20 protein-coding genes are annotated in these 21,335 nt (G+C 67.3%); 9 read left to right on the forward strand and 11 right to left on the reverse strand.

Annotated features, from left to right (window positions below; translation table 11 throughout):
* Window positions 1-35: 35 nt before the first annotated feature.
* The 6 genes from gyrB to dnaA all read right to left on the reverse strand — a co-directional run bounded on the left by gyrB (window position 36) and on the right by dnaA (window position 9,172).
* On the reverse strand, window positions 36-2,105 hold the full coding sequence (gene gyrB, locus ACFU5O_RS16900; protein ID WP_384240873.1) for a DNA topoisomerase (ATP-hydrolyzing) subunit B: 2,070 nt from the start codon (window positions 2,103-2,105) through the stop codon (window positions 36-38).
* A gap of 509 nt (window positions 2,106-2,614) precedes the next feature.
* Window positions 2,615-3,160, reverse strand: a complete 546-nt coding sequence (locus ACFU5O_RS16905) for a DUF721 domain-containing protein (protein WP_384240874.1) — start codon at window positions 3,158-3,160, stop codon at window positions 2,615-2,617.
* Window positions 3,157-4,278 carry a DNA replication/repair protein RecF gene (recF, locus tag ACFU5O_RS16910; protein WP_384240877.1) on the reverse strand — a complete coding sequence of 374 codons (1,122 nt, stop codon included), beginning with the start codon at window positions 4,276-4,278 and terminating at the stop codon, window positions 3,157-3,159. The genes ACFU5O_RS16905 and recF overlap by 4 nt, the downstream gene beginning before the upstream one ends.
* Window positions 4,279-4,346: 68 nt before the next feature.
* Window positions 4,347-5,225 (reverse strand): phosphogluconate dehydrogenase (NAD(+)-dependent, decarboxylating), encoded by an 879-nt coding sequence (gene gnd / locus ACFU5O_RS16915; protein WP_384240879.1) that lies wholly within the window; start codon window positions 5,223-5,225, stop codon window positions 4,347-4,349.
* 123 nt (window positions 5,226-5,348) lie between these two features.
* Window positions 5,349-6,479: a DNA polymerase III subunit beta gene (dnaN, locus tag ACFU5O_RS16920; RefSeq protein WP_384240881.1), complete on the reverse strand. Its 1,131-nt coding sequence runs from the start codon at window positions 6,477-6,479 to the stop codon at window positions 5,349-5,351.
* Window positions 6,480-7,396: 917 nt separating this feature from the next.
* Entirely contained in the window at window positions 7,397-9,172 is a 1,776-nt protein-coding gene (gene dnaA / locus ACFU5O_RS16925) for a chromosomal replication initiator protein DnaA (RefSeq protein WP_384240884.1), read from the reverse strand.
* Window positions 9,173-9,552: 380 nt separating this feature from the next.
* Here dnaA and rpmH point away from each other — a divergent pair, with 380 nt between their 5' ends.
* The 9 genes from rpmH (at window position 9,553) to ACFU5O_RS16970 (ending at window position 16,368) form a co-directional block, all read left to right on the forward strand.
* A complete protein-coding gene (gene rpmH, locus ACFU5O_RS16930) occupies window positions 9,553-9,690 on the forward strand; it encodes a 50S ribosomal protein L34 (protein WP_018846094.1) in 138 nt (45 codons plus the stop codon).
* An 18-nt stretch (window positions 9,691-9,708) separates the two neighbouring features.
* Window positions 9,709-10,080, forward strand: a complete 372-nt coding sequence (gene rnpA, locus ACFU5O_RS16935) for a ribonuclease P protein component (RefSeq protein ID WP_384240886.1) — start codon at window positions 9,709-9,711, stop codon at window positions 10,078-10,080.
* A complete protein-coding gene (yidD, locus tag ACFU5O_RS16940) occupies window positions 10,077-10,403 on the forward strand; it encodes a membrane protein insertion efficiency factor YidD (RefSeq protein WP_109295069.1) in 327 nt (108 codons plus the stop codon). Before rnpA ends, yidD begins: the two co-directional genes overlap by 4 nt.
* A 3-nt stretch (window positions 10,404-10,406) precedes the next feature.
* Entirely contained in the window at window positions 10,407-11,666 is a 1,260-nt protein-coding gene (gene yidC, locus ACFU5O_RS16945; RefSeq protein ID WP_384240889.1) for a membrane protein insertase YidC, read from the forward strand.
* 14 nt (window positions 11,667-11,680) lie between these two features.
* On the forward strand, window positions 11,681-12,193 hold the full coding sequence (locus ACFU5O_RS16950; protein WP_384240891.1) for a protein jag: 513 nt from the start codon (window positions 11,681-11,683) through the stop codon (window positions 12,191-12,193).
* Window positions 12,194-12,294: 101 nt separating this feature from the next.
* Window positions 12,295-13,011: a 16S rRNA (guanine(527)-N(7))-methyltransferase RsmG gene (gene rsmG / locus ACFU5O_RS16955; protein WP_384240893.1), complete on the forward strand. Its 717-nt coding sequence runs from the start codon at window positions 12,295-12,297 to the stop codon at window positions 13,009-13,011.
* A 267-nt stretch (window positions 13,012-13,278) separates the two neighbouring features.
* On the forward strand, window positions 13,279-14,355 hold the full coding sequence (locus ACFU5O_RS16960; RefSeq protein WP_384241107.1) for a ParA family protein: 1,077 nt from the start codon (window positions 13,279-13,281) through the stop codon (window positions 14,353-14,355).
* Window positions 14,352-15,449, forward strand: coding sequence for a ParB/RepB/Spo0J family partition protein (locus ACFU5O_RS16965; RefSeq protein ID WP_384240895.1), 1,098 nt, complete (start codon window positions 14,352-14,354; stop codon window positions 15,447-15,449). Before ACFU5O_RS16960 ends, ACFU5O_RS16965 begins: the two co-directional genes overlap by 4 nt.
* A gap of 301 nt (window positions 15,450-15,750) precedes the next feature.
* The gene (locus tag ACFU5O_RS16970; protein WP_384240896.1) at window positions 15,751-16,368 is read left to right on the forward strand and encodes a GNAT family N-acetyltransferase; all 618 of its coding nucleotides are present in this window, start codon (window positions 15,751-15,753) and stop codon (window positions 16,366-16,368) included.
* Between the two features lie 103 nt (window positions 16,369-16,471).
* Here the strand turns inward: ACFU5O_RS16970 and trxA are convergent, their stop codons facing one another.
* From trxA to ACFU5O_RS16995, 5 genes are all read right to left on the reverse strand, one after another.
* The gene (gene trxA / locus ACFU5O_RS16975) at window positions 16,472-16,813 is read right to left on the reverse strand and encodes a thioredoxin (RefSeq protein ID WP_384240898.1); all 342 of its coding nucleotides are present in this window, start codon (window positions 16,811-16,813) and stop codon (window positions 16,472-16,474) included.
* A gap of 59 nt (window positions 16,814-16,872) precedes the next feature.
* Entirely contained in the window at window positions 16,873-17,838 is a 966-nt protein-coding gene (gene trxB / locus ACFU5O_RS16980) for a thioredoxin-disulfide reductase (protein WP_384240900.1), read from the reverse strand.
* Window positions 17,839-17,963: 125 nt separating this feature from the next.
* Window positions 17,964-18,881 carry a hypothetical protein gene (locus ACFU5O_RS16985; protein ID WP_384240902.1) on the reverse strand — a complete coding sequence of 306 codons (918 nt, stop codon included), beginning with the start codon at window positions 18,879-18,881 and terminating at the stop codon, window positions 17,964-17,966.
* Window positions 18,878-19,582, reverse strand: coding sequence for an RNA polymerase sigma factor SigM (gene sigM, locus ACFU5O_RS16990; RefSeq protein ID WP_384240904.1), 705 nt, complete (start codon window positions 19,580-19,582; stop codon window positions 18,878-18,880). The genes ACFU5O_RS16985 and sigM overlap by 4 nt, the downstream gene beginning before the upstream one ends.
* Window positions 19,583-19,613: 31 nt before the next feature.
* A complete protein-coding gene (locus ACFU5O_RS16995; protein WP_384240906.1) occupies window positions 19,614-21,335 on the reverse strand; it encodes a protein kinase family protein in 1,722 nt (573 codons plus the stop codon).

Below are 21,335 nucleotides of genomic sequence, written 5' to 3' on the forward strand. Positions count from 1 at the left end.
TCTTCAGTCCTTTCGTGCGGTCAGCTGAGACCGACTCAGATGTCGAGGAAGCGGACGTCCTTGGCGTTGCGCTGGATGAACGAGCGCCGTGCCTCGACGTCTTCGCCCATCAGTACCGAGAACAGGTCGTCGGCCTGCGCGGCGTCGTCCAGGGTGACCTGGCCGAGAACGCGGTGCTCGATGTCCATCGTGGTGATGCGCAGCTCCTCGGCGTTCATCTCGCCGAGACCCTTGAAGCGCTGGATCGAGTCTTCCCTGATCCGCTTGCCCTGCTGCTTGCCCAGCTCGACGAGTGCGTCGCGCTCGCGGTCCGAGTACGCGTACTCGAAGTCGTCGCGACCCCACTTGATCTTGTACAGCGGCGGGCGGGACAGGAACACGTGTCCGGCCTCGACCAGCGGCCGCATGAAGCGGAAGAGGAACGTCAGCAGCAGCGTGTTGATGTGCTGGCCGTCGACGTCGGCGTCCGCCATGAGAATGATCTTGTGATAGCGGAGCTTCTCGATGTCGAAGTCCTCGTGGACACCGGTACCGAAGGCCGAGATCAGCGCCTGGACCTCGGTGTTCTGCAGGATCTTGTCGATCCGGGCCTTCTCGACGTTCAGGATCTTGCCCCGGATCGGCAGGATCGCCTGGTACATCGGGTTGCGGCCGGACTTGGCCGAGCCGCCGGCGGAGTCACCCTCGACGATGAAGATCTCGCACTGGCTGGGGTCGTTCGACTGGCAGTCGGACAGCTTGCCGGGCAGCGAGGCGCTCTCGAGAAGGCCCTTGCGACGGGTCAGGTCGCGGGCCTTGCGGGCGGCGACGCGGGCCGTGGCGGCCTGGATGGCCTTGCGGATGATGTCCGAGGCCTCGTTGGGGTTGCGGTCGAACCAGTCGGTGAGGTGCTCGTTGACGACCTTCTGGACGAAGGTCTTCGCCTCCGTGTTGCCCAGCTTGGTCTTCGTCTGGCCCTCGAACTGGGGCTCGCCCAGCTTGACCGAGATGATCGCCGTCAGACCCTCGCGGATGTCCTCGCCCGTGAGGTTGTCGTCCTTCTCGCGCAGCAGCTTCTTGTCGCGCGCGTAACGGTTCACCAGACCCGTCAGCGCGGAACGGAAGCCCTCTTCGTGCGTACCGCCCTCGTGCGTGTGGATCGTGTTCGCGAACGAGTACACACCCTCGCTGTACTGCGAGTTCCACTGCATCGCGACTTCGAGGGAGAGCAGCCGATCCTTGTCCTCGGCCTCGATGTCGATGACCGTGGGGTGGATCAGCTCGCCCTTGCGGGAGTTCAGGTACGTCACGAAGTCGACGATGCCGCCCTCGTAGTGGTACGTGACCGTGCGCGCCTTCGGCTCCTCGGCCGCCTCGGCATCGGGGTCGTCGGCGCCGACCGTCGCCTTCGCGGACTCGCGCTCGTCCGTCAGCGTCAGGGTGAGGCCCTTGTTGAGGAAGGCCATCTCCTGGAAGCGGCGCGAGAGCGTCTCGAACGAGTACTCGGTGGTCTCGAAGACGTCCGGGTCGGCCCAGAACGTGACCGTCGTGCCGGAGTCCTCGACGGCCTCGTGCTTCGCCAGCGGCGCGGTGGGCACGCCCAGCTTGTAGTCCTGCGTCCAGCGGAAGCCGTCCCGCTTGATGTCGACGGAGACCTTGGTCGACAGCGCGTTCACGACGGATACGCCGACGCCGTGCAGACCGCCGGACACGGCGTAGCCGCCGCCGCCGAACTTTCCGCCGGCGTGCAGCACGGTGAGCACGACCTCGACGGCCGGCTTCTTCTCCACCGGGTGGATGTCCACCGGGATGCCTCGGCCGTTGTCGACCACGCGTACGCCGCCGTCGGCGAGGATCGTGACGTCGATCGTGTCCGCATGACCGGCCAGGGCCTCGTCGACGGAGTTGTCGACGACCTCTTGGACGAGGTGATGAAGTCCACGCTCACCGGTCGAGCCGATGTACATGCCAGGTCGCTTGCGGACCGCGTCCAAACCCTCGAGGACGGTGATCGCGCTGGCGTCGTACGACGAGCCGGACCCGCCGTTTCCGTCGGCAGCAGTGGAAGGAATGTTCTCGTTGGGGTTGCCGGAATCGGCCACGAAGCGCCCTTTCTGGCACAGCACAAGCCGTTCTCCGGGCTACCGGGAGCGGCTGCGTCGTTCGGCATTAATCGACGGGTCCCGCCCGTCGGGCGGGATTCCCTACCAGTCTACCGGTACCGCCGACACGAATGGGGGTTTGCCGGTACCTGAGTCCGCATGTGCCGCCCTGAACGGGCATCCACCGACTCCCCATATTCGGGAAGGGGCTCCAAGAGGCTCACACGGGCGTTGAGCGCTTCGGCCTGTCAACCTCCGGCTACGGTGAGGGACACCTCACGAGTCACGGAGGTTTCGGGTGGTGTCCGGGGGCGGGCCGGGAGCCTTCACAGCGCCCGGGCCACGGGCGGAACAGTCGCGCTTCGGCACGGCGCATGCGGGACCGGGGGACGGCCGGGCGCCGGGACGGATCATGGGAAGCGCCCGCTCCTGCGCTGGTCAGGGGCCTGAGGACCCGGACCGGAAAGGGGACCCGGACCGGAAAGGGGAGGCGGCTCCTCCCGATCGGAGGGGAGGAGCCGGGGAGGGCGCTGTCAGCCGTATGTGTCGCCCGGGCCCGTGCTGCCCGGAGCCCTGAGCGGGCCGAACCGTCGCGCGGGGCCGCCGGGGCCCAGGACCTTGATCAGACGGACCGTCCCCTGACCCAGATCCTCGTTGAGCCGCGCCACCAGCCGCGGCGCCAGCAGCCGTAGCTGCGTGGCCCACGCGGTCGAGTCGCACTGCACCGTCAGCACGCGCTCGTCGGGATCCTCGTCGTAACGCAGCGGAACGCAGTGCTTCGCGAGATCCTCGCCCACGATCTGCGGCCAGCGCCCCATCACTCCGCCCACCGCCGCCGGCGTCTCCCAGCCACGCTCGGTGATCAGCCGGTTGATCGCGGCGCCGAGCGGCAACGGATCCCTGCCGTCGGCCCGTGCTCCCGATCGCAGTCCGCCGCCCCGCCTGGCCTGCCGCTTCTCCTGCGCCGCGGCGCCCCGCGCCCGGGCCTGCTCCTTGGCCGCGCGCAGCGCGACCCGCGCCAGGTCGATGCCTGACGGCTCGGGCACCTTCGCCGCGGACGCGTTCTCGTTCTCGCTCATACGCGCTCCACCGCCCCGTCCGCGACGGCATACCGCGCCCCCGTCAGCACCCCGGGAACGTCGTCGTCCACCGCTGCCGTCACCAGCACCTGCTCGCCCGGAGCCACCAGTTCCGCCAGCCGCTCCCGCCGCCGGGCGTCCAGCTCCGCGAAGACATCGTCGAGCACGAGGACCGGCTCGTTGCCCTCCGCCCTGAGGAGGTCGTACGAGGCGAGGCGCAGCGCCAGCGCGTACGACCAGGACTCACCGTGGCTCGCGTATCCCTTCGCCGGCAGCTCGCCCAGCTTGAGCTGCAGGTCGTCACGGTGCGGCCCGACAAGCGTGACGCCCCGCTCGATCTCCTGCTTGCGCACCTCCTCGAGCGCCGTCATCAGCTGCTCGTAGAGCTCTTCACGGCCATGGGCCCCGGCGCCCGCCGACCCCCGGTACTCAAGCGCGACCGGCCCGCCCCCGGGCGCCAGCTGCTCGTAGGCCTTGTCGGCGAGCGGCTGCAGCGTCGCGATCAGGTCCAGCCGCTGCGCCAGCAGTTCCGCCCCGGCCCGGGCCAGATGCTGGTCCCACACATCCAGCGTCGACAGGTCCATCGACCGCCCGCCGTGCCGTCGTGCCATGGCCGCGGACTTCAGCAAGGTGTTGCGCTGCTTGAGCACCCGCTCGTAGTCGGACCGGACCCCCGCCATCCGCGGGATGCGCGCGGTGATCAGCTCGTCGAGGAAACGCCGGCGCTCGCCCGGATCGCCCTTGACCAGCGCCAGATCCTCCGGGGCGAAGAGCACCGTTCGTACGATGCCGAGCACATCCCGCGGCCTGACCTGCGACGATCGATTGATCCTTGCCCGGTTCGCCTTGCCAGGATTGAGCTCCAGCTCTATCAGCTGAGATCGCTCGCCCTGGGTGACAGCCGCACGGATGACCGCCCGCTCCGCTCCCATCCGTACCAGCGGCGCGTCCGAGGCGACCCGGTGGCTGCCGAGGGTGGCGAGATAGCCGACGGCCTCGACGAGATTCGTCTTGCCCTGTCCGTTCGGCCCGACGAACGCGGTGACGCCCGGGTCGAGCGGGACCTCGACCCGGGCGTACGAGCGGAAGTCGGCCAGCGACAGATGCGTGACATGCATGTGGAACGCCGACCTCCCCCGGCTTACCGCTTAAAGCTCACCGCCAGGCTCTACCAACAGCCTGTGGATTACTTGGTGCTCTCGACGGCGTGACCGCCGAACTGGTTCCGCAGAGCCGCGATCATCTTCATCTGCGGGGAGTCCTCCTGCCGGGATGCGAACCGCGCGAACAGCGACGCCGTGATCGCGGGCAGCGGCACTGCGTGGTCGATCGCGGCTTCAACGGTCCACCGGCCCTCGCCGGAGTCCTCCGCATAGCCGCGCAGCTTCTCCAGGTGCTCGTCCTCGTCGAGCGCGTTGACCGCGAGGTCGAGCAGCCAGGAACGGATGACCGTACCGGACTGCCAGGAGCGGAAGACCTCACGCACGTCCGTGACCGAGTCGGCCTTCTCCAGGAGCTCCCAGCCCTCGGCATAGGCCTGCATCATGGCGTACTCGATGCCGTTGTGGACCATCTTCGCGAAGTGGCCGGCGCCCACCTTGCCCGCGTGCACCGCGCCGAACTCGCCCTCGGGCTTCAGCGCGTCGAAGATCGGCCGCACCTTGGCGACGTGCTCCTCCTGGCCGCCGTACATCAGGGCATAGCCGTTCTCCAGCCCCCAGACACCGCCGGACACACCGCAGTCGACGAAGCCGATGCCCTTGATGCCGAGCTCGACGGCGTGCCTCTCGTCGTCTGTCCAGCGCGAGTTGCCGCCGTCCACAACGACATCTCCGGGGGAGAGGAGCCCGGCCAGCTCGTCGATGGTCGCCTGGGTCGCGGAGCCTGCAGGGACCATCACCCACACGACGCGAGGACCTTCGAGCTTTTCCACAAGCTTCTCGAGGCTGGGGACGTCGGCGAGGTCCGGGTTGCGGTCGTAACCGATGACGGTGTGGCCGGCGCGGCGGATCCGCTCGCGCATGTTGCCGCCCATCTTGCCGAGGCCGACGAGACCGAGCTCCATCAGAGATTCCTTTAAGTCGTGTGCAGTTTGTACCCGCGTCCGAGCCTACGCCCGGACACGGGTGCACACCTGTGGGGTCGGCCGCTCATGCGACGGGGCATCAGCCGCCCCCGATCCGGCCGCTCAGCCGCTCAGCCGCACCGGCATGATCAGGTACTTGTACGCCTCGTCCGCCTCCGCGTCCATCGCCGGCTTACCGCTCAGCAGGGCGGGCTTGGTGGAGGTGGTGAAGGAGAGCTGGGCCACCGGGGAGTCGATGGCGCTCAAGCCGTCCAGCAGGAACGTCGGGTTGAAGGCGATCGAGATGTCGTCGCCCTCCAGGTGCGCGTCCACCCGCTCCACAGCCTGTGCATCGTCACTGGAACCGGCCTCCAGGATCAGCACACCCTGCTCGAAGCTGAGCCGCACCGGGGTGTTCCGCTCGGCGACGAGCGCAACGCGCTTGACGGCCTCCACGAAGGGCGCGGTCTCGATCACCGCGACGGAGTTGAACTCGGTGGGGAAGAGCGTGCGGTACTTCGGAAGGTCGCCTTCCAGAAGCCGCGTGGTGGTGCGGCGGCCCGCTCCTTCGAAACCGATCAGGCCCTCGCCTGCACCCGAGCCCGAGAGGGCCAGAGTGACCGTGTCGCCGCTCGTCAGCGCCTTGGCGGTGTCCAGGAGTGTCTTCGCCGGCACCAGAGCGACAGCGGACGCGTCCGGGGACTCCGGCTTCCACAGGAACTCGCGGACCGCGAAGCGGTAGCGGTCGGTGGAGGCCAGGGTGACCGTGTCGCCCTCGATCTCGATCCGCACGCCGGTGAGGACGGGCAGCGTGTCGTCACGGCCCGCGGCGATGGCGACCTGGGCGGCGGCCGAGGCGAAGACCTCACCGGGGACCGTGCCGGTCGCGGTCGGCATCTGGGGCAGTGCCGGGTACTCCTCCACAGGGAGGGTGTGCAGGGTGAAGCGCGAGGAACCGCAGACGACGGTCGCCCGTACACCGTCTGTGGAAATCTCCACCGGTCGGTTGGGGAGGGCACGACAGATGTCGGCGAGAAGCCGGCCGGAGACGAGGACCGTCCCGTCCTCCTCGACCTCCGCCTCGACCGAGACCTTCGCCGAGACCTCGTAGTCGAAGCTGGAGAAGCTGAGGGCGCCGTCCTCCGCCTTCAGAAGAAGGCCCGCGAGAACGGGCGCCGGCGGACGGGCAGGGAGGCTCCTGGCCACCCACGCCACCGCCTCCGCGAGTACATCGCGCTCCACCCGGATCTTCACCGGAACCGCCTCCTGCTGTTGCTCGCTCGCCCTCTGGCCTTCGTCGTCGGCATGGCTCCCAGCCGGGGCAGGGGCCGATGCCGGAGACCAGTCTGACGTACGGCACCGACACTCGGTGCGGCTCGGGGTCAAGTCGGGACGAGCGGTGGCCAGAGGTCCGGCCCCGAGTTGTGCACAGGCCCCTCTTCGAAGCGAATTCCCCGGTAACTCTGAGTGGAAGTAGTAGTAGGGCCTGTGGAAACCGTGGATAACGCCATCCACGCAGGTCAGGCCCGATTTTTTGTCCACCGGCCCTGTGGGTGACGGCCGTGGACAACCGGGGTCTTCTGTGGACACCCGAAAGTTCTGCACACCCGATGCACAGACCGGGGGGACTTCTCCCCAGCGCTGTCCCCAGCTTTACCCAGGTTCCCCACAGGCCAACCCAGCACCTTGGTGTGACGCCTTTCACTCGGTCCGGTGAGCTCGGGCGTTTCGTTGCCGAACAGTGGACAGGGGTGTGGAGAAGCTGTGGGCAACATGGCCGCGCCTGTGGGCCGAGTGGGGACAACACCGATCCGGCTCTGTGGACGAGCCCTCTGTCCACAGTCTGTGGAGCACGGTTGGTCACAAATCCACAACCGGCTGACCTGGTGTGATGAGTTCCCGGCAACGACGTCTGTGGACACGATCTGGACAACCGGGGAGTCCCCAGGCTGTGGACGGAAGACAGGCCGTACATCTGTGGAGAACGGCCTCACGGCAGTATGTATTCGAACAGCCCGGTGGCGAGCCGGTGGCGGCGCGATGGCGCGACGATGGCCCGGAATGCCGGAGGGCGCCCCGGGATCCCTCCCGGGGCGCCCTCCGCGCCGTATGCACAGTCGGCTGTGAGCCTGTGGAAGCCGGCTTGCCCGGCAGCGCCGCTGCCGACGTCGTCAGCCGTTCTTGATCCGGTTGGTCAGCTCGGTGACCTGGTTGTAGATCGACCGCCGCTCGGCCATCAGCGCGCGGATCTTCCGGTCCGCGTGCATCACGGTCGTATGGTCACGGCCGCCGAACTGCGCACCGATCTTCGGCAGTGACAGATCCGTGAGCTCGCGGCAGAGGTACATCGCGATCTGGCGTGCCGTGACGAGCACACGGCTGCGGGAGGACCCGCAGAGATCCTCCACCGTCAGCCCGAAGTAGTCGGCGGTCGCCGCCATGATCGCGCTCGCGGTGATCTCCGGCGCGGCGTCCTCGCCGCCGGGGATCAGGTCCTTGAGGACGATCTCGGTGAGGCCGAGGTCGACCGGCTGCCGGTTGAGGCTCGCGAAGGCCGTGACCCGGATCAGCGCGCCCTCCAGCTCACGGATGTTGCGCGAGATCCGTGAGGCGATGAACTCCAGTACTTCCGGCGGGGCGTTGAGCTGCTCCTGTACCGCCTTCTTACGGAGGATCGCGATCCGCGTCTCCAGTTCCGGCGGCTGGACGTCGGTGGTCAGACCCCACTCGAAGCGGTTGCGCAGCCGGTCCTCGAGGGTCACCAGCTGCTTGGGCGGCCGGTCCGAGGACAGCACGATCTGCTTGTTCGCGTTGTGGAGCGTGTTGAAGGTGTGGAAGAACTCCTCCTGCGTCGACTCCTTGCTCGCGAGGAACTGGATGTCGTCGACCAGCAGGATGTCCACGTCCCGGTAGCGCTTGCGGAACGCGTCGCCCTTGCCGTCGCGGATGGAGTTGATGAACTCGTTGGTGAACTCCTCCGAGCTGACGTACCGCACCCGCGTGCCCGGATAGAGGCTCCGTGCGTAGTGCCCGATGGCATGCAGCAGATGGGTCTTCCCGAGCCCCGACTCCCCGTAGATGAAAAGGGGGTTGTACGCCTTCGCCGGTGCCTCGGCCACGGCGACGGCCGCAGCGTGCGCGAACCGGTTGGACGCGCCGATGACGAAGGTGTCGAAGAGGTACTTGGGATTCAGCCGGGCATGCGGCTCACCGGGCCCCGGCGCCGGAGCGGGCTGTGCGCCCAGGGGCCCCGGCGCACCGCCGCCAGGTGCGCTCCCGAGAGGTGGGCCGCCGTGCCGGTGCGTCCCCTGGTCGTGCATCTCACGACGGTCCGGGCGGGGCTGGTCGTACTGCCCGCGGCCCGGTACCGGCGACCTGTAGTCGTGCTGCGGCTGCTGGGTGTGGGCGCTCGCGTACGGGTCGCGCTCCTGGAACCCGCCGAGACGCTGCTGCTGCCAGGACAGGTCCTCCTGGGTGCGCGGCCAGGCACCGGGCTCGGGGCGCTGCTGCTGGTACTCGGGGTAGGCGGGCCGGGCGGTCGGCATGCCGTCGTCGCTCGCGGGCCGGTGCCCGTAGTTCTCATATGCACCGTCCTGACGCGGCTCGTCATGCTGCGGCCCCTGGTATCGGGGCTGCTGCTGGACGGGCGGGCCGGGCGGAGCGGTCGGCTCGGCGGCGGAGTCGTCAACAGTGATCGCGATACGGATCGGGCGGCCGCATTCGCGGCTGAGGGTGTCGCTGATCAGCGGGGCCAGCCGGCCTTCGAGGACGCGCTTGCCCCATTCGTTGGGGACGGCGAGGAGAGCGGTGTCGGCCACCAGCGCGAGCGGCTGGCAGCGTTCGATCCACTGCTTGTCCTTGGGCTCGATGCCCTGCTGGCCGTCTCCGAGGAGTTGATCCAGCACTCGTGGCCACACTGCGGCAAGATCGGCAGGTACGTCAGCCACAAGGCACGCTCTCTCACAGGTCCCACGAATGTGTGGTTCTCGGGACGGGTCGGTCAGGCCCGGCAGGCGGGTAGGAAAGGGTTTCGAGTTCAGCCACGGTAGTCAGGGCGACCCGTGCGGTTCAAGTTGTTGTCCACAGCCTGTGTACAGCCAGGGTCGGCGTGGCCCTGGTTTGACCGAATGGCGTAGCCGCGCGTACCGTAACCAGGTCGAGTTGTCGATGGCTGCTGCCGCCTGCCTCCGATGGGCAAAGATCACGATCAGTAGATCACGATCGGTGATTGTGAAGCGGTGCACTCGGGCGTATTGCGAGCTACTCGTGGGCGCACGGTGACAGCCAGGCGACGCCCCGCCACACGAATCATTACTGGAGCCCCCGAGTGAGCAAGCGCACCTTCCAGCCGAACAACCGTCGTCGCGCGAAGACCCACGGTTTCCGCCTGCGTATGCGCACCCGTGCCGGCCGCGCCATCCTGGCGAACCGCCGCAGCAAGGGTCGCGCCAACCTGTCCGCCTGATCGTTAACAGGTCATGACGTGCTGCCTACCGAAAATCGGCTGAGGCGGCGCGAGGACTTCGCGACCGCGGTACGTCGGGGACGCAGGGCCGGACGCCCTCTACTCGTCGTCCATCTACGCAGCGGTGCAACGGACCCGCACGCGCCTGGGGAGAGCGCTCCCCTGACGCGTGCGGGTTTCGTCGTGAGCAAGGCAGTAGGTGGGGCGGTCACTCGCAACCAGGTGAAGCGGAGACTGCGCCATCTGATACGCGAACGTCTGCCCGAGCTGCCCCCCGGTAGCCTGGTGGTCGTACGGGCGCTGCCCGGGGCGGGCGACGCCGATCATGCACAGCTGGCCCAAGACCTGGACGCCGCTCTTCAGCGGTTGCTGGGAGGGGGCGCGCGATGAAGTACCCGCTGCTGGCTCTGATCAAGCTGTACCAGTGGACGATCAGCCCGCTGCTCGGGCCCGTCTGCAGGTATTACCCGTCGTGTTCTCACTACGGATACACAGCCATCGACCGGCATGGCGCGGTGAAGGGCACTGCCCTCACCGCCTGGCGGATCCTGCGGTGCAACCCGTGGTCGCCCGGCGGCGTGGACCATGTCCCTCCCCGAAAACGACCTCGTTGGCACGAGCTGCTACGCGACCACCTGCGTGGCGGCAAGGGCGGGCAACCTCCTGAGACCAGCCCGGCCGCAGAGACCTCGCCCAATGCTCAAGGAGCCTGATTAGTGGACACGATTGCAAGTCTCTTCAGCTTTATCACCACACCCGTCTCCTGGATCATCGTCCAGTTCCACACGCTGTACGGGGCGATCTTCGGCCCCGACACGGGCTGGGCCTGGGGACTGTCCATCGTGTCCCTGGTGGTTCTGATCCGTATCTGTCTGATCCCGCTTTTTGTGAAGCAGATCAAGTCGATGCGGAACATGCAGGCGCTCCAGCCGAAGATGAAGGCGATCCAGGAGCGCTACAAGAACGACCGGCAGCGTCAGTCCGAAGAGATGATGAAGCTGTACAAGGACACGGGTACCAACCCGCTGTCCTCGTGCCTTCCCATCCTGGCGCAGTCGCCGTTCTTCTTTGCGCTCTACCACGTGCTGAGCAACATTGCCTCGGGCAAGACGATCGGCGTACTCAACCAGACCCTGGTGGACAGTGCGCGACAGGCCGAGATCTTCGGCGCTCCGATCGCCGCGAAGTTCACGGACTCCTCGGAGAAGGTCGCGGCGCTCCACGCATCGCTTACCGATGTCCGCATCGTCACCGCGGTCATGATCGTCCTGATGTCCGCGTCGCAGTTCTACACCCAGCGCCAGCTGATGCAGAAGAACGTCGACCTCTCGGTCAAGACGCCGTACATGCAGCAGCAGAAGATGCTGATGTACATCTTCCCGCTGATCTTCGCCGTGATGGGCATCAACTTCCCGGTGGGTGTTCTTGTCTACTGGCTGACCACCAACGTGTGGACCATGGGCCAGCAGATGTATGTGATCAACCAGAACCCCACCCCGGGCTCCAAGGCTCAGGACCACTACCTGCAGCGTCTGCTGAAGGGCGTCGCGGCTCATGGTGAGGTGCGTGGCCGCCGCAAGCGCAATATCGTGCAGGCCATCGTCGCCAAGGGCGCGGACCGCAACGAGAACGAGCGCCGGTTCATCGCAAGTCTGTCCAAGGCGGGCTTTGCCGCGCAGGCGGACGGAACCGTGATCAAGAGCGACACCATCACTGCGGAGGCCGAGGGGGGCAGTGCCGCGCGGCGCCAGCAGCCCAGGCGTCAGAGCAAGTCCCAGCGCCAGTCCGGTGGTGTCCAGCAGTCCAGTGGTCCTCAGCAGGACTCCGCGGCCAAGCCGTCGCTGGAGAAGCGGGAAGAGCCGCAGGATGCTCAGCCGAAGCCGGCAGGCAAGACCGCTCCCGGTTCCGCCCGCCAAGCCAAGTCCGGACAGCGCAAGGGCCAGCAGCGGCCCAAGCACCCGTCGTCCAAGAAGTAAGAAGGAGTCCATCCGTGACGGAAGGCACCACCTCCGCCGCCGCTGAGGGTGGCGACACCCTTACCCGCCTGGAGCAGGAGGGGGAGATCGCCGCCGACTACCTCGAGGGCCTGCTCGACATCGCCGATCTCGACGGCGACATCGACATGGACGTCGAGGCGGACCGGGCCGCGGTCTCGATCATCAGTGAAGCGGGCAGCCGTGATCTGCAGAAGCTCGTGGGTCGCGACGGCGAGGTGCTGGAGGCGCTCCAGGAGTTGACGCGTCTCGCGGTGCATCGGGAGACCGGTGACCGCAGCAGGCTGATGCTGGACATCGCCGGCTTCCGTGCCAGGAAGCGTGCCGAGCTCGCCGAGCTCGGCGCCAAGGCCGCGGACGAGGTCAAGAACACCGGTGAGCCGGTGAAGATGCAGCCGATGACCCCGTTCGAGCGCAAGGTCGTGCACGACGCGGTCGCGGCCGCCGGTCTGCGCAGCGAGTCCGAGGGCGAGGAGCCCCAGCGCTTCGTCGTCGTGCTCCCTGCCTGACCTCCGTTGTCCTGTCGGCCCCGTCTGTTCGCAGACGGGGCCGAATTTTGTCAGCCTGTAAGTCAGCCACACAGCGCGGGAGCGCGGTAAGGACGGTTCCGGTGACGGAGGCAGCAGAGCTTCCCCAGGCGCCCGAAGAGGCGCGGACGGTATTCGGTGAGTTCTTCCCCGAGGCTGTCCGGTACGCAGAGCTGCTCGCGGACGCGGGGGTCAAGCGGGGCCTGATCGGTCCGCGCGAAGTGCCCCGGCTGTGGGAGCGGCACCTGCTCAACTGTGCGGTGCTGTCCGAAGTCGTGCCGGAGGGAGTCACGGTCTGCGATGTCGGTTCCGGCGCAGGGCTGCCGGGCATTCCGCTGGCCCTGGTACGTCCGGACCTCAAGATCACGCTCCTTGAGCCACTGCTGCGTCGCACCAACTTCCTCCAAGAGGTCGTTGAACTGCTGGGGCTGGACCATGTCACGGTGATGCGTGGCCGGGCGGAGGAAATGCTCGGGAAGCTGCCACCGGTTCATGTCGTCACGGCGCGAGCAGTAGCGCCGCTGGACAGGTTGGCCGGCTGGGGCGTGCCGCTGCTGCGTCCCTACGGCGAGATGCTGGCACTCAAGGGTGATACCGCTGAGGAGGAGATCAGCGGTGCCCGTGCGGCCTTGAGCAAGCTCGGTGTTGTGGAGACCTCCGTCCTGCACGTCGGGGAAGGGATCGTCGATCCACTGTCCACAGTGGTGCGGGTCGAGGTCGGAGAGAGTCCCGGCGGGGTGCGCTTCGCGGCCAAGCGGGCCAAGGCCGCCAGGACGGGACGCACTCGTCGGCGGCGTTGAGGACTGCAGCCTGTCCGGGTTCCGGTCGGCCCGGTCGTCGGCCCACGTCCCCGTACGTACGCATTTCGGAGTGTCGTAACGATATGACCCTGTGGCGCGTGCATCGTGTTTCACGTGAAACGTCGCTCACTTCTGCAGGGAATCATCAGCCGTGGTCGCGCTGCCACGCCGCGCGACCGCAAGCCCCTCGCGAGGGTTACGGACTTGTCCACAGAGGTGGAATTCTCCACAGAACCACCGTCCTCGCTGGTTCACGACCCCGAAAGCATGGGAGGCTCTGTTCATTGCGAGCCTGAAGTCGAGGAGAGTGAATCCTTGCGGTCCGACGCCAACATCGCGGGACCGATGACCGACCCGGTCCCTGGTCCCCGTACCGAATCGGCGGGGGAGGATGTTTCACGTGAAACACCGCCGCCGATGGACGACACCCCCATTGGTCGTGCTGCCCAACTGGCGGTGGAGGCTCTGGGCCGTGCCGGTGAAGGTCTCCCCCGACCTGAGCAGACACGCGTCATCGTGGTCGCCAACCAGAAGGGTGGAGTCGGTAAGACCACCACAACGGTGAACCTTGCCGCTTCTCTCGCCCTCCATGGCGCCCGAGTCCTGGTGATCGACCTGGACCCGCAAGGCAACGCCTCCACGGCCCTGGGTATCGACCATCACGCCGAAGTCCCTTCGATCTATGACGTCCTGGTGGAGAGCAAGCCGCTCTCCGATGTGGTCCAGCCGGTCCCGGACGTCGAAGGCCTCTTCTGTGCCCCAGCCACTATCGATCTCGCCGGTGCGGAGATCGAGTTGGTGTCGCTGGTGGCACGGGAGAGCCGACTGCAGCGGGCGATCCAGGCCTACGAGCAGCCGCTGGACTACATCCTCATCGACTGTCCGCCGTCGCTGGGCCTGCTGACGGTAAATGCCCTGGTCGCAGGGGCCGAGGTGCTGATCCCTATCCAGTGCGAGTACTACGCACTCGAGGGTCTGGGCCAGCTTCTGCGCAATGTCGACCTGGTGCGCGGCCATCTCAACCCTGCGTTGCATGTGTCGACGATTCTGCTCACCATGTATGACGGCCGCACCAGGCTCGCCTCGCAGGTGGCGGACGAGGTCCGTAGCCACTTCGGCGAGGAGGTGCTCAGGACGAGCATTCCGCGGTCCGTGCGTATCTCGGAGGCGCCCAGCTATGGGCAGACGGTCCTCACCTATGACCCGGGCTCCAGCGGCTCGCTGTCGTATCTTGAGGCCGCCCGTGAGATCGCACTGCGAGGGGTCGGGGTTCACTACGAAGCCCAGGCCGCGCATGTGGTCAGGCAGAACAATCAGCAGAGCATGTCGGAGGGGATCCAGTGAGCGAGCGACGTAGAGGGCTGGGGCGTGGGCTCGGTGCACTGATCCCGGCCGCTCCGCAGGAGAAGCCGGTGCCCTCCGATGGAGGCACGGCATCTACGGGTGCCGGCCAGGTTCTCACGGCGGAGCGGGGTGTGGCAGCCGCCAAGGTGGCCACGCTGTCGGCGGGGCCATTGACGCCGGAGCCGAGGTCCGCCGAGCCGGAGCCGGAGCCGGCGTCTGAGGTTGTCTCCCCCGCCGGGGCGCACTTCGCCGAGGTGCCGCTGGACGCCATTACTCCGAACCCTCGGCAGCCACGCGAGGTCTTCGATGAGGATGCGCTTGCCGAGCTGGTCACCTCGATCAATGAGGTCGGCCTTCTTCAGCCCGTAGTCGTGAGGCAATTGGGGCCCGACCGCTATGAGCTCATCATGGGTGAGCGTCGCTGGCGGGCCTGCCGCGAAGCGGGCCTGGAGCGCATTCCGGCGATTGTGCGGGCGACTGACGACGAGAAGCTTCTGCTGGACGCCCTTCTGGAGAATCTCCACCGGGCCCAGCTGAACCCTCTGGAAGAGGCAGCCGCCTACGACCAGTTGCTCAAGGACTTCAACTGCACGCATGACCAGCTGGCCGACCGAATCGGGCGCTCGCGTCCACAGGTCTCCAACACGCTGCGTCTGCTCCGTCTTTCACCCCCGGTCCAGCGCCGGGTCGCCGCCGGAGTGCTCTCGGCCGGTCATGCCCGGGCCCTGCTCTCCGTGGAGGATTCGGAGGAGCAGGACCGGCTGGCACACCGCATCGTCGCGGAGGGCCTGTCCGTCCGGGCTGTCGAGGAGATCGTGACCCTGATGGGTTCGCGGCCTACGAGCACCGCCAAGGCGAAGGGACCTCGTGCAGGTGCCCGCCTCTCGCCCGCCCTCAGCGATCTGGCGTCCCGCTTGTCGGACCGCTTCGAAACCCGGGTGAAGGTCGACCTCGGTCAGAAGAAGGGAAAGATCGTCGTCGAGTTCGCATCGATAGAGGATCTGGACCGCATCCTCGGGACCCTCGCTCCGGGTGAGGGGCGAGTCATGGAGAAGGGACTCGCCGAGGACGGCACGGAGGATGACGAGGTCTAGGACCTCGATGCGGTGATCAGGGCGGGTCGTGTCCGGCAGTCGGCGGAACACGATCCGCCCTTTGCCGTCTCACGGTAGGCGTGTCCTCGCTGGGTGGATACGATGCGTTCTGGTATGGCGCATCCACCTTTACCCATCTCAGAGGAAGGCGAGCCATGCGATCGGTGAGCCGCAGCCAGCTACTGACAGCCGGCCTGAGCATTGGCGCAGTCGGCGGGTTCATCGGCAGCCTGCTCCGGGAACGGAGCGTGTTGTCCGCTGCCCTTGGCGCGGCAGTCGAAGGAAGTGAGGAACAGCCTTCATGGGGCGTCGGCTCGTACCGCTCACACTGGACAACCTTTCAGACCTCCCCAAGCGCTGCCGAGCGTGTGTGTTCTGGGAGCTTGATCCAGTCAGCGGAGAAGCAGCAGTAAAAGCGGGTAGACCCGAGCTGGAGAAAGAAGCATGGATCTCCGCCGTTCTGCTCGAGTGGGGATCCTGCGGCCGCGTCGTCTATGTCGACGAGGTGCCGGTCGGGTTCGTGCTCTACGCACCGCCCGCCTATGTGCCGCGGTCCACGGCCTTTCCCACGAGCCCGGTGTCGCCGGATGCCGTGCAGCTGATGACTGCCTGGATCATGCCCGGGTACCAGGGGCAGGGGCTTGGGCGGATGATGGTGCAGACCGTCGCCAAGGATCTGCTGCGCCGAGGGTTCAAGGCGATCGAGGCGTTCGGGGACGCCCGGTGGACCGAGCCGGCCTGTGTGCTGCCCGCCGACCATCTTCTGGCGGTCGGCTTCAAGACAGTCCGTCCGTATCCCGCCCACCCGAGGCTGCGGCTGGAGCTGCGTACCACGCTTTCATGGAAGGAAGATGTGGAGCTGGCACTGGATCGGCTCCTCGGGGCCGTGCAGAAGGAACCGGCACTTCGTCCCCTGTGAACCAGTGAAACAGCGTCTGCTGATCGGGATCGAAGACGTCGAATGGGCCAACCCTCAAGGGGTTGGCCCATTCGTGTTTCACGTGAAACGAGGCGCAGTCACGTCAGGCCTGGGGGACCTCATCGCCGAGGAAGGCATCGAGCTCACGAACGAGCATGGCCTTCGGCTTGGCGCCCACGATGGTCTGAGCGACCTCACCGTTCTGGTAGACGTTCAGCGTCGGGATGGACATCACGCCGTACTTGGCGGCCGTGGCCGGGTTCTGGTCGATGTTGAGCTTGACGATCTCGATCTTGTCGCCGTGCTCAGCGGCGATAGCCTCCAGCGACGGGGCAATCTGACGGCAGGGACCGCACCACTCGGCCCAGAAGTCGACGAGCACCGGCTTGTCGCTCTTCAGGACTTCCTCTTCGAAGTTGGAGTCGGTCACAGTCTTCAGGGCCACGGCGGCCTCCTTAACTTACGGGGTGTGGGGTGTGGGGTCGTTGAGAGTCCGGTCGAGCGTCAGACGGTCACGGCGGCCGCGGCCTTCTCTTCGTCGGCCAGGGCAGCCAGGAATCGCTCGGCGTCCAGGGCTGCGGAGCAGCCGGTGCCAGCCGCGGTGATGGCCTGCCGGTAGGTGTGGTCGACCACGTCGCCGGCGCCGAAGACACCAGGCAGATTCGTTCGCGTGGACGGCGCGTCCACCTTCAGGTAGCCCTCCTCGTCCAGGTCCAGCTGACCCTTGAAGAGCTCGGTGCGCGGGTCGTGGCCGACGGCGATGAACAGACCGGTCACCGGCAGCTCTGAAGTCTCACAACTCTTGGTGTCCCGCAGCGTCAGACTGGAGAGCTTCTGGTCGCCGTGGATCTCGGCGACCTCGCTGTTCCAGGCAAACTTGATCTTCGGGTCGGCGAAGGCGCGCTCCTGCATGGCCTTGGAGGCGCGGAGGCTGTCGCGGCGGTGGACGATCGTGACGGACTTGGCGAAGCGTGAGAGGAAGGTGGCCTCCTCCATCGCGGTGTCGCCACCGCCGACAACTGCGATGTCCTGGTCCTTGAAGAAGAACCCGTCGCAGGTCGCGCACCAGGAGACACCGCGTCCCGAGAGCGTGTCCTCGTTGGGCAGACCGAGCTTGCGGTGCTGGGAGCCGGTCGTGACGATGACGGCCTTGGCCCGGTGCACAGTGCCCGAGGTGTCCGTGACGGTCTTGATGTCGCCGGTCAGGTCAACGGCGATGACGTCGTCCGGGATGAGCTCGGCACCGAAGCGCTCGGCCTGGGCCCGCATGTTGTCCATCAGCTCCGGTCCCACGATGCCGTCGCGGAAGCCGGGGAAGTTCTCCACCTCGGTCGTGTTCATCAGCGCGCCACCGGCGGTGACGGCGCCTTCGAACACGAGCGGCTTCAGCGACGCACGCGCGGTATACAGCGCCGCGGTGTAGCCGGCCGGCCCGGAGCCGATGATGATCACATTACGGACGTCGCTCACGGGATTATTCCTCGTCTCTGCAGACTGCCTACTGCCCAGTGGGGCCGGGTCAACGACTCTCACCCCACCCAACGGATCCTACGGGGCGCGCATTCCCGCCAGGTACGAGCGGCACGGCGGCAATCTCAGGGACGGTGATAGGCCCGAGTCAGCAAGAGTTCTCCCTTGCCGTTCGGTGCCGTGTCGACGCACTTCGCATCGACGACATAGGCCTGGACCCGAGAGCCGTCACTGGAGTGCGGGAGCACGACGAGATACGCCCTGGTGCCTGCGTATGTGCCCTGATCGACGGCGAGAGCCTGCTCGGTCCGGCCGATACCTCTCTGGACACAGGCAGGAACCGCCGCGTTCGGCGTGCGCAACGGGGAATTGGGGCTCGCTTCGATACCGAGCGAGGTTTCCCTGTCCGTGCGCGGCTGTGGCTTTGTTCCACCCGGCGAGGCTTCCGGCAACCCGGTGTCGGGGGTCAGCAGTGTGCGTACGCGCGACTCGAGCCTGCTCTCCGAGAAGTCGGAAGTGTCCGAGGCGCTGACGCCGCTCTCGGACTTCTGCGCCTCGTCGCTGCCGGTGCCGATGGACTGGAGCAGCAGCACGCTGACCCCTACGGCAGCAGCGCCGAAGGCAGCGCCCAGGACAGCGGTACGGCGACGACGGGCTGGACGACTCCGGCCGGGGCCTGTGGTCGCGCGGGGGCGTCCGGCCGGGCGGTCTCCAGGGGCGCTCTCGCTCTGCTGAGCCGTGGTCGATGTTTCACGTGAAACATCGACCGGTTCTTCCTCCGGTGCGGTGGCATTGAGCAGGGCCTCGGCGGCCAGTGCCGCGTCAATGCGACCGGCGACATCGGACGGCATACGTGTTGGGCCGGGAAGCGAGCCCAGGAGGCCGCGAATCTCCTCCAGGGAGGCCTGTACATCGGTGCACAGGGGGCAGCCGTCCAGATGCTGCCGCACCGCGGTCTGACGGGACGGTGGGAGGAGCCCCTCGGTGAGATCGGAGATCTCAGAGACGTCCGGGTGCTGAGTCGTACCGGTCGAGGAGGTCACGCGCGCCCACCTCCGCCCTTCACAGCAGCAGGATCAATCGTTCCTGCGTCCCTTGGTCCCGTCGCCGGTGGGACGGATGTCCCCGGCGTCCGGTTCCTTCCCCCCTCGTCTCTGCTGTTATCCCCGGTGTCCCCGCGCAGATGGGTGAGCAGGGGAAGCAGCCGTGCCCGGCCCCGTGCACAGCGGCTCTTCACGGTTCCGGTGGGTACGTCCAGCACTCGTGCCGCCTCTGCCACGGGGTAGCCCTGCATATCGACCAGCACCAGTGCGGCCCGTTGATCGGGAGGAAGCTTGGCCAGCGCGGCAAACAGTTCGCGGTGGAGATCCTGACGCTCCGCGGGTGCCTCGGCGGACTCATGAGGCTCGAGGAGCTGCTCCAGCCGCTCGGTGTCGTCGACAGGAGACGTCTTGCGGGAGGCTGCCTTGCGCGCCCGGTCGAGACAGGCATTGACGGTGATGCGATGGAGCCATGTCGTCACCGCGGACTGGCCACGGAACGTGTGGGCGGCGCGGAAGGCCGAGACGAGGGCGTCCTGGACAGCGTCGGCCGCCTCCTCGCGGTCCCCCAATGTGCGGAGGGCAACGGCCCAGAGCCGGTCACGGTGCCGTCGAACGAGCTCACCGAAGGCATCCGGATCTCCGGCGACATGGCGCTCCAGGAGTTCCTGGTCGCTTGCGCCTCCGGTTCTGGCGTTCTCCAACGGTGAGCCCCCTCCCCACGTTTCGCTGATGTCAGCCGGTGAACTTCACGTCCGTGATGCCCTGCTTGTGGCCCGCGCCGCTCACACCGTCCTGAGCGGAGTACGGCATCGCGGTCATCCACAGGAGCACATAGCGGCTCTTGGCGGGGTTCTGCATGGCGAGCTTCGCCGACCTGTCCTTGGTCTGGGTCGTTGCGATCTTCTTCATCGACTCGACGGGACCGGACGGCGAGATGGAGTCCACCGCATAGAGCGTGATCGTGGTGTGGTCCCCCACGTAACGCAGCGCTATCGAAGCGGCAGAAATGTCCCTGGTCGCGCCGAGGTCATAGACGATTCCCACACCCTTCTTGATCGACGGTTCGAGGTCGGGACCGTCGTAGTAGTACTTGGTGCGCCAGTACGAGGAACCGTCGTCGTCGTAGGTGTTGTCGACGCCCTCCGGGTTCTGAGGCGTGCCGTCCGGGGCGTACTCCTCGGCATCCCGGATGGCGATCGGCACGGGTGCCTTGGGTTTGTCGTCCTGCTCTTCGTCGGTCGTCTGGGAGTTGCCCGGTTCCTCGGCGGACTTGTGGTCCAGGAGCTTGTCGGCGATCTGCCAGCTGCCGAGACCGAGGGCGGCGATGAGCAGGGCGGCCACGGTCCACTTCAGCACCTTGCCGGTACGGCTCTCCAGCGGTGCGGGAGGTGCCGGAACCGGTTGCGTCGCCGCGGCCCCGGGACGGCCTCCTGGACGGCCGTACGTTCCCTGCTGGTACGTAGTGCGCTGGTACTCCGGCGGCGGAGTGAACGTCGGCTCCGGCGGGCGGATGCGGGGCATCGCCGTGACAGCCTTCGCGAGCTCGTCCGGAGTGGTGCAGGGCGGCTCCTGGCGGGATGCCGTGGCACCGTCGTTGACCAGAGCGCGCATCGCGAGCTCGGAGAGACCGCGGTGGACGCCGGCCCGCACCTGGTCGGGAGCGATGAGCCCGACGCCCTTGGGCAGCCCGGAGAGGCCGTAGGCGTCGTTCTCATAGGGCCAGCGCTGCGTCAGGGCGGCGTAGAGCAGGGCACCGATCGCTTCGGTGTCCGTACGCTGCGGACGTTCGGCGCTGATGCCGCGCAAAGCGGCGTTCACAGCCAGCCCGCGGATGCGGTACTGGCCGGTCGAGCTCCGCAGGACCGCATTGGGCGTGAGACGCAGATGGGCGAGGCCTTCACGATGGGCCGCTGCCATGGCCTGGGAGAGCTGGCTGACCAGCTGGTACGCATCGTGGGCTTCCATCGGCCCGGCCGTCAGCAGCGCCGAGAGTTCGGTGGCGTCGGGCAGCCACTCATGGACGACGTAGACGACGTCGTCCTCCTCGACGGCGTCCAGGACCTGCACGAAGCGCGGGTCGCCCAGGAGCGCCGAGGATCGGGCAGCGGCAAGGACGGACCGAGCCCGCGGGTGATCGGCGGGCAGGATGTGCACGCCGACAGCGCGGCGCAATTTCTCGTCGACCGCACGCCAGCTGCTGAATCCGTCCAGACGGGTGACGCACTCCTCGAGCCGATAGCGTCTGGCGAGCCTGTGACCGCTGTGCAGCTCGGGCGTCATGATGGTGGGCCGCTCGCTGTCCTCGCGCTCGCTGCCCGTGTCGTCGGCGCTCTTCTCCGCCGTGTCTTCAGCTTCCGCCACCCCGTCGGTCGCGGCCTTGTCCGCCTTGGCGGTCAGCGGGTCCTCACCGCTGTTGTCGGCCACGTCGACGGCAGCCGTGCTACGTTCCGCCAC

The sequence above is a fragment of the Streptomyces sp. NPDC057445 genome (genome assembly GCF_042802855.1).
Lineage (GTDB): Bacteria > Actinomycetota > Actinomycetes > Streptomycetales > Streptomycetaceae > Streptomyces.

What these genes read in the sequence shown, in the direction of transcription:
- ACFU5O_RS16905 (WP_384240874.1), bottom strand. Translation starts at nt 3,160, where the DNA reads ATGAGCGAGAACGAGAACGCGTCCGCGGCGAAGGTGCCCGAGCCGTCA.
- recF (WP_384240877.1), bottom strand. Translation starts at nt 4,278, where the DNA reads ATGCATGTCACGCATCTGTCGCTGGCCGACTTCCGCTCGTACGCCCGG.
- gnd (WP_384240879.1), bottom strand. Translation starts at nt 5,225, where the DNA reads ATGGAGCTCGGTCTCGTCGGCCTCGGCAAGATGGGCGGCAACATGCGC.
- yidD (WP_109295069.1), top strand. Translation starts at nt 10,077, where the DNA reads ATGAAGTACCCGCTGCTGGCTCTGATCAAGCTGTACCAGTGGACGATC.
- ACFU5O_RS16960 (WP_384241107.1), top strand. Translation starts at nt 13,279, where the DNA reads ATGGGAGGCTCTGTTCATTGCGAGCCTGAAGTCGAGGAGAGTGAATCC.
- ACFU5O_RS16970 (WP_384240896.1), top strand. Translation starts at nt 15,751, where the DNA reads ATGGGGCGTCGGCTCGTACCGCTCACACTGGACAACCTTTCAGACCTC.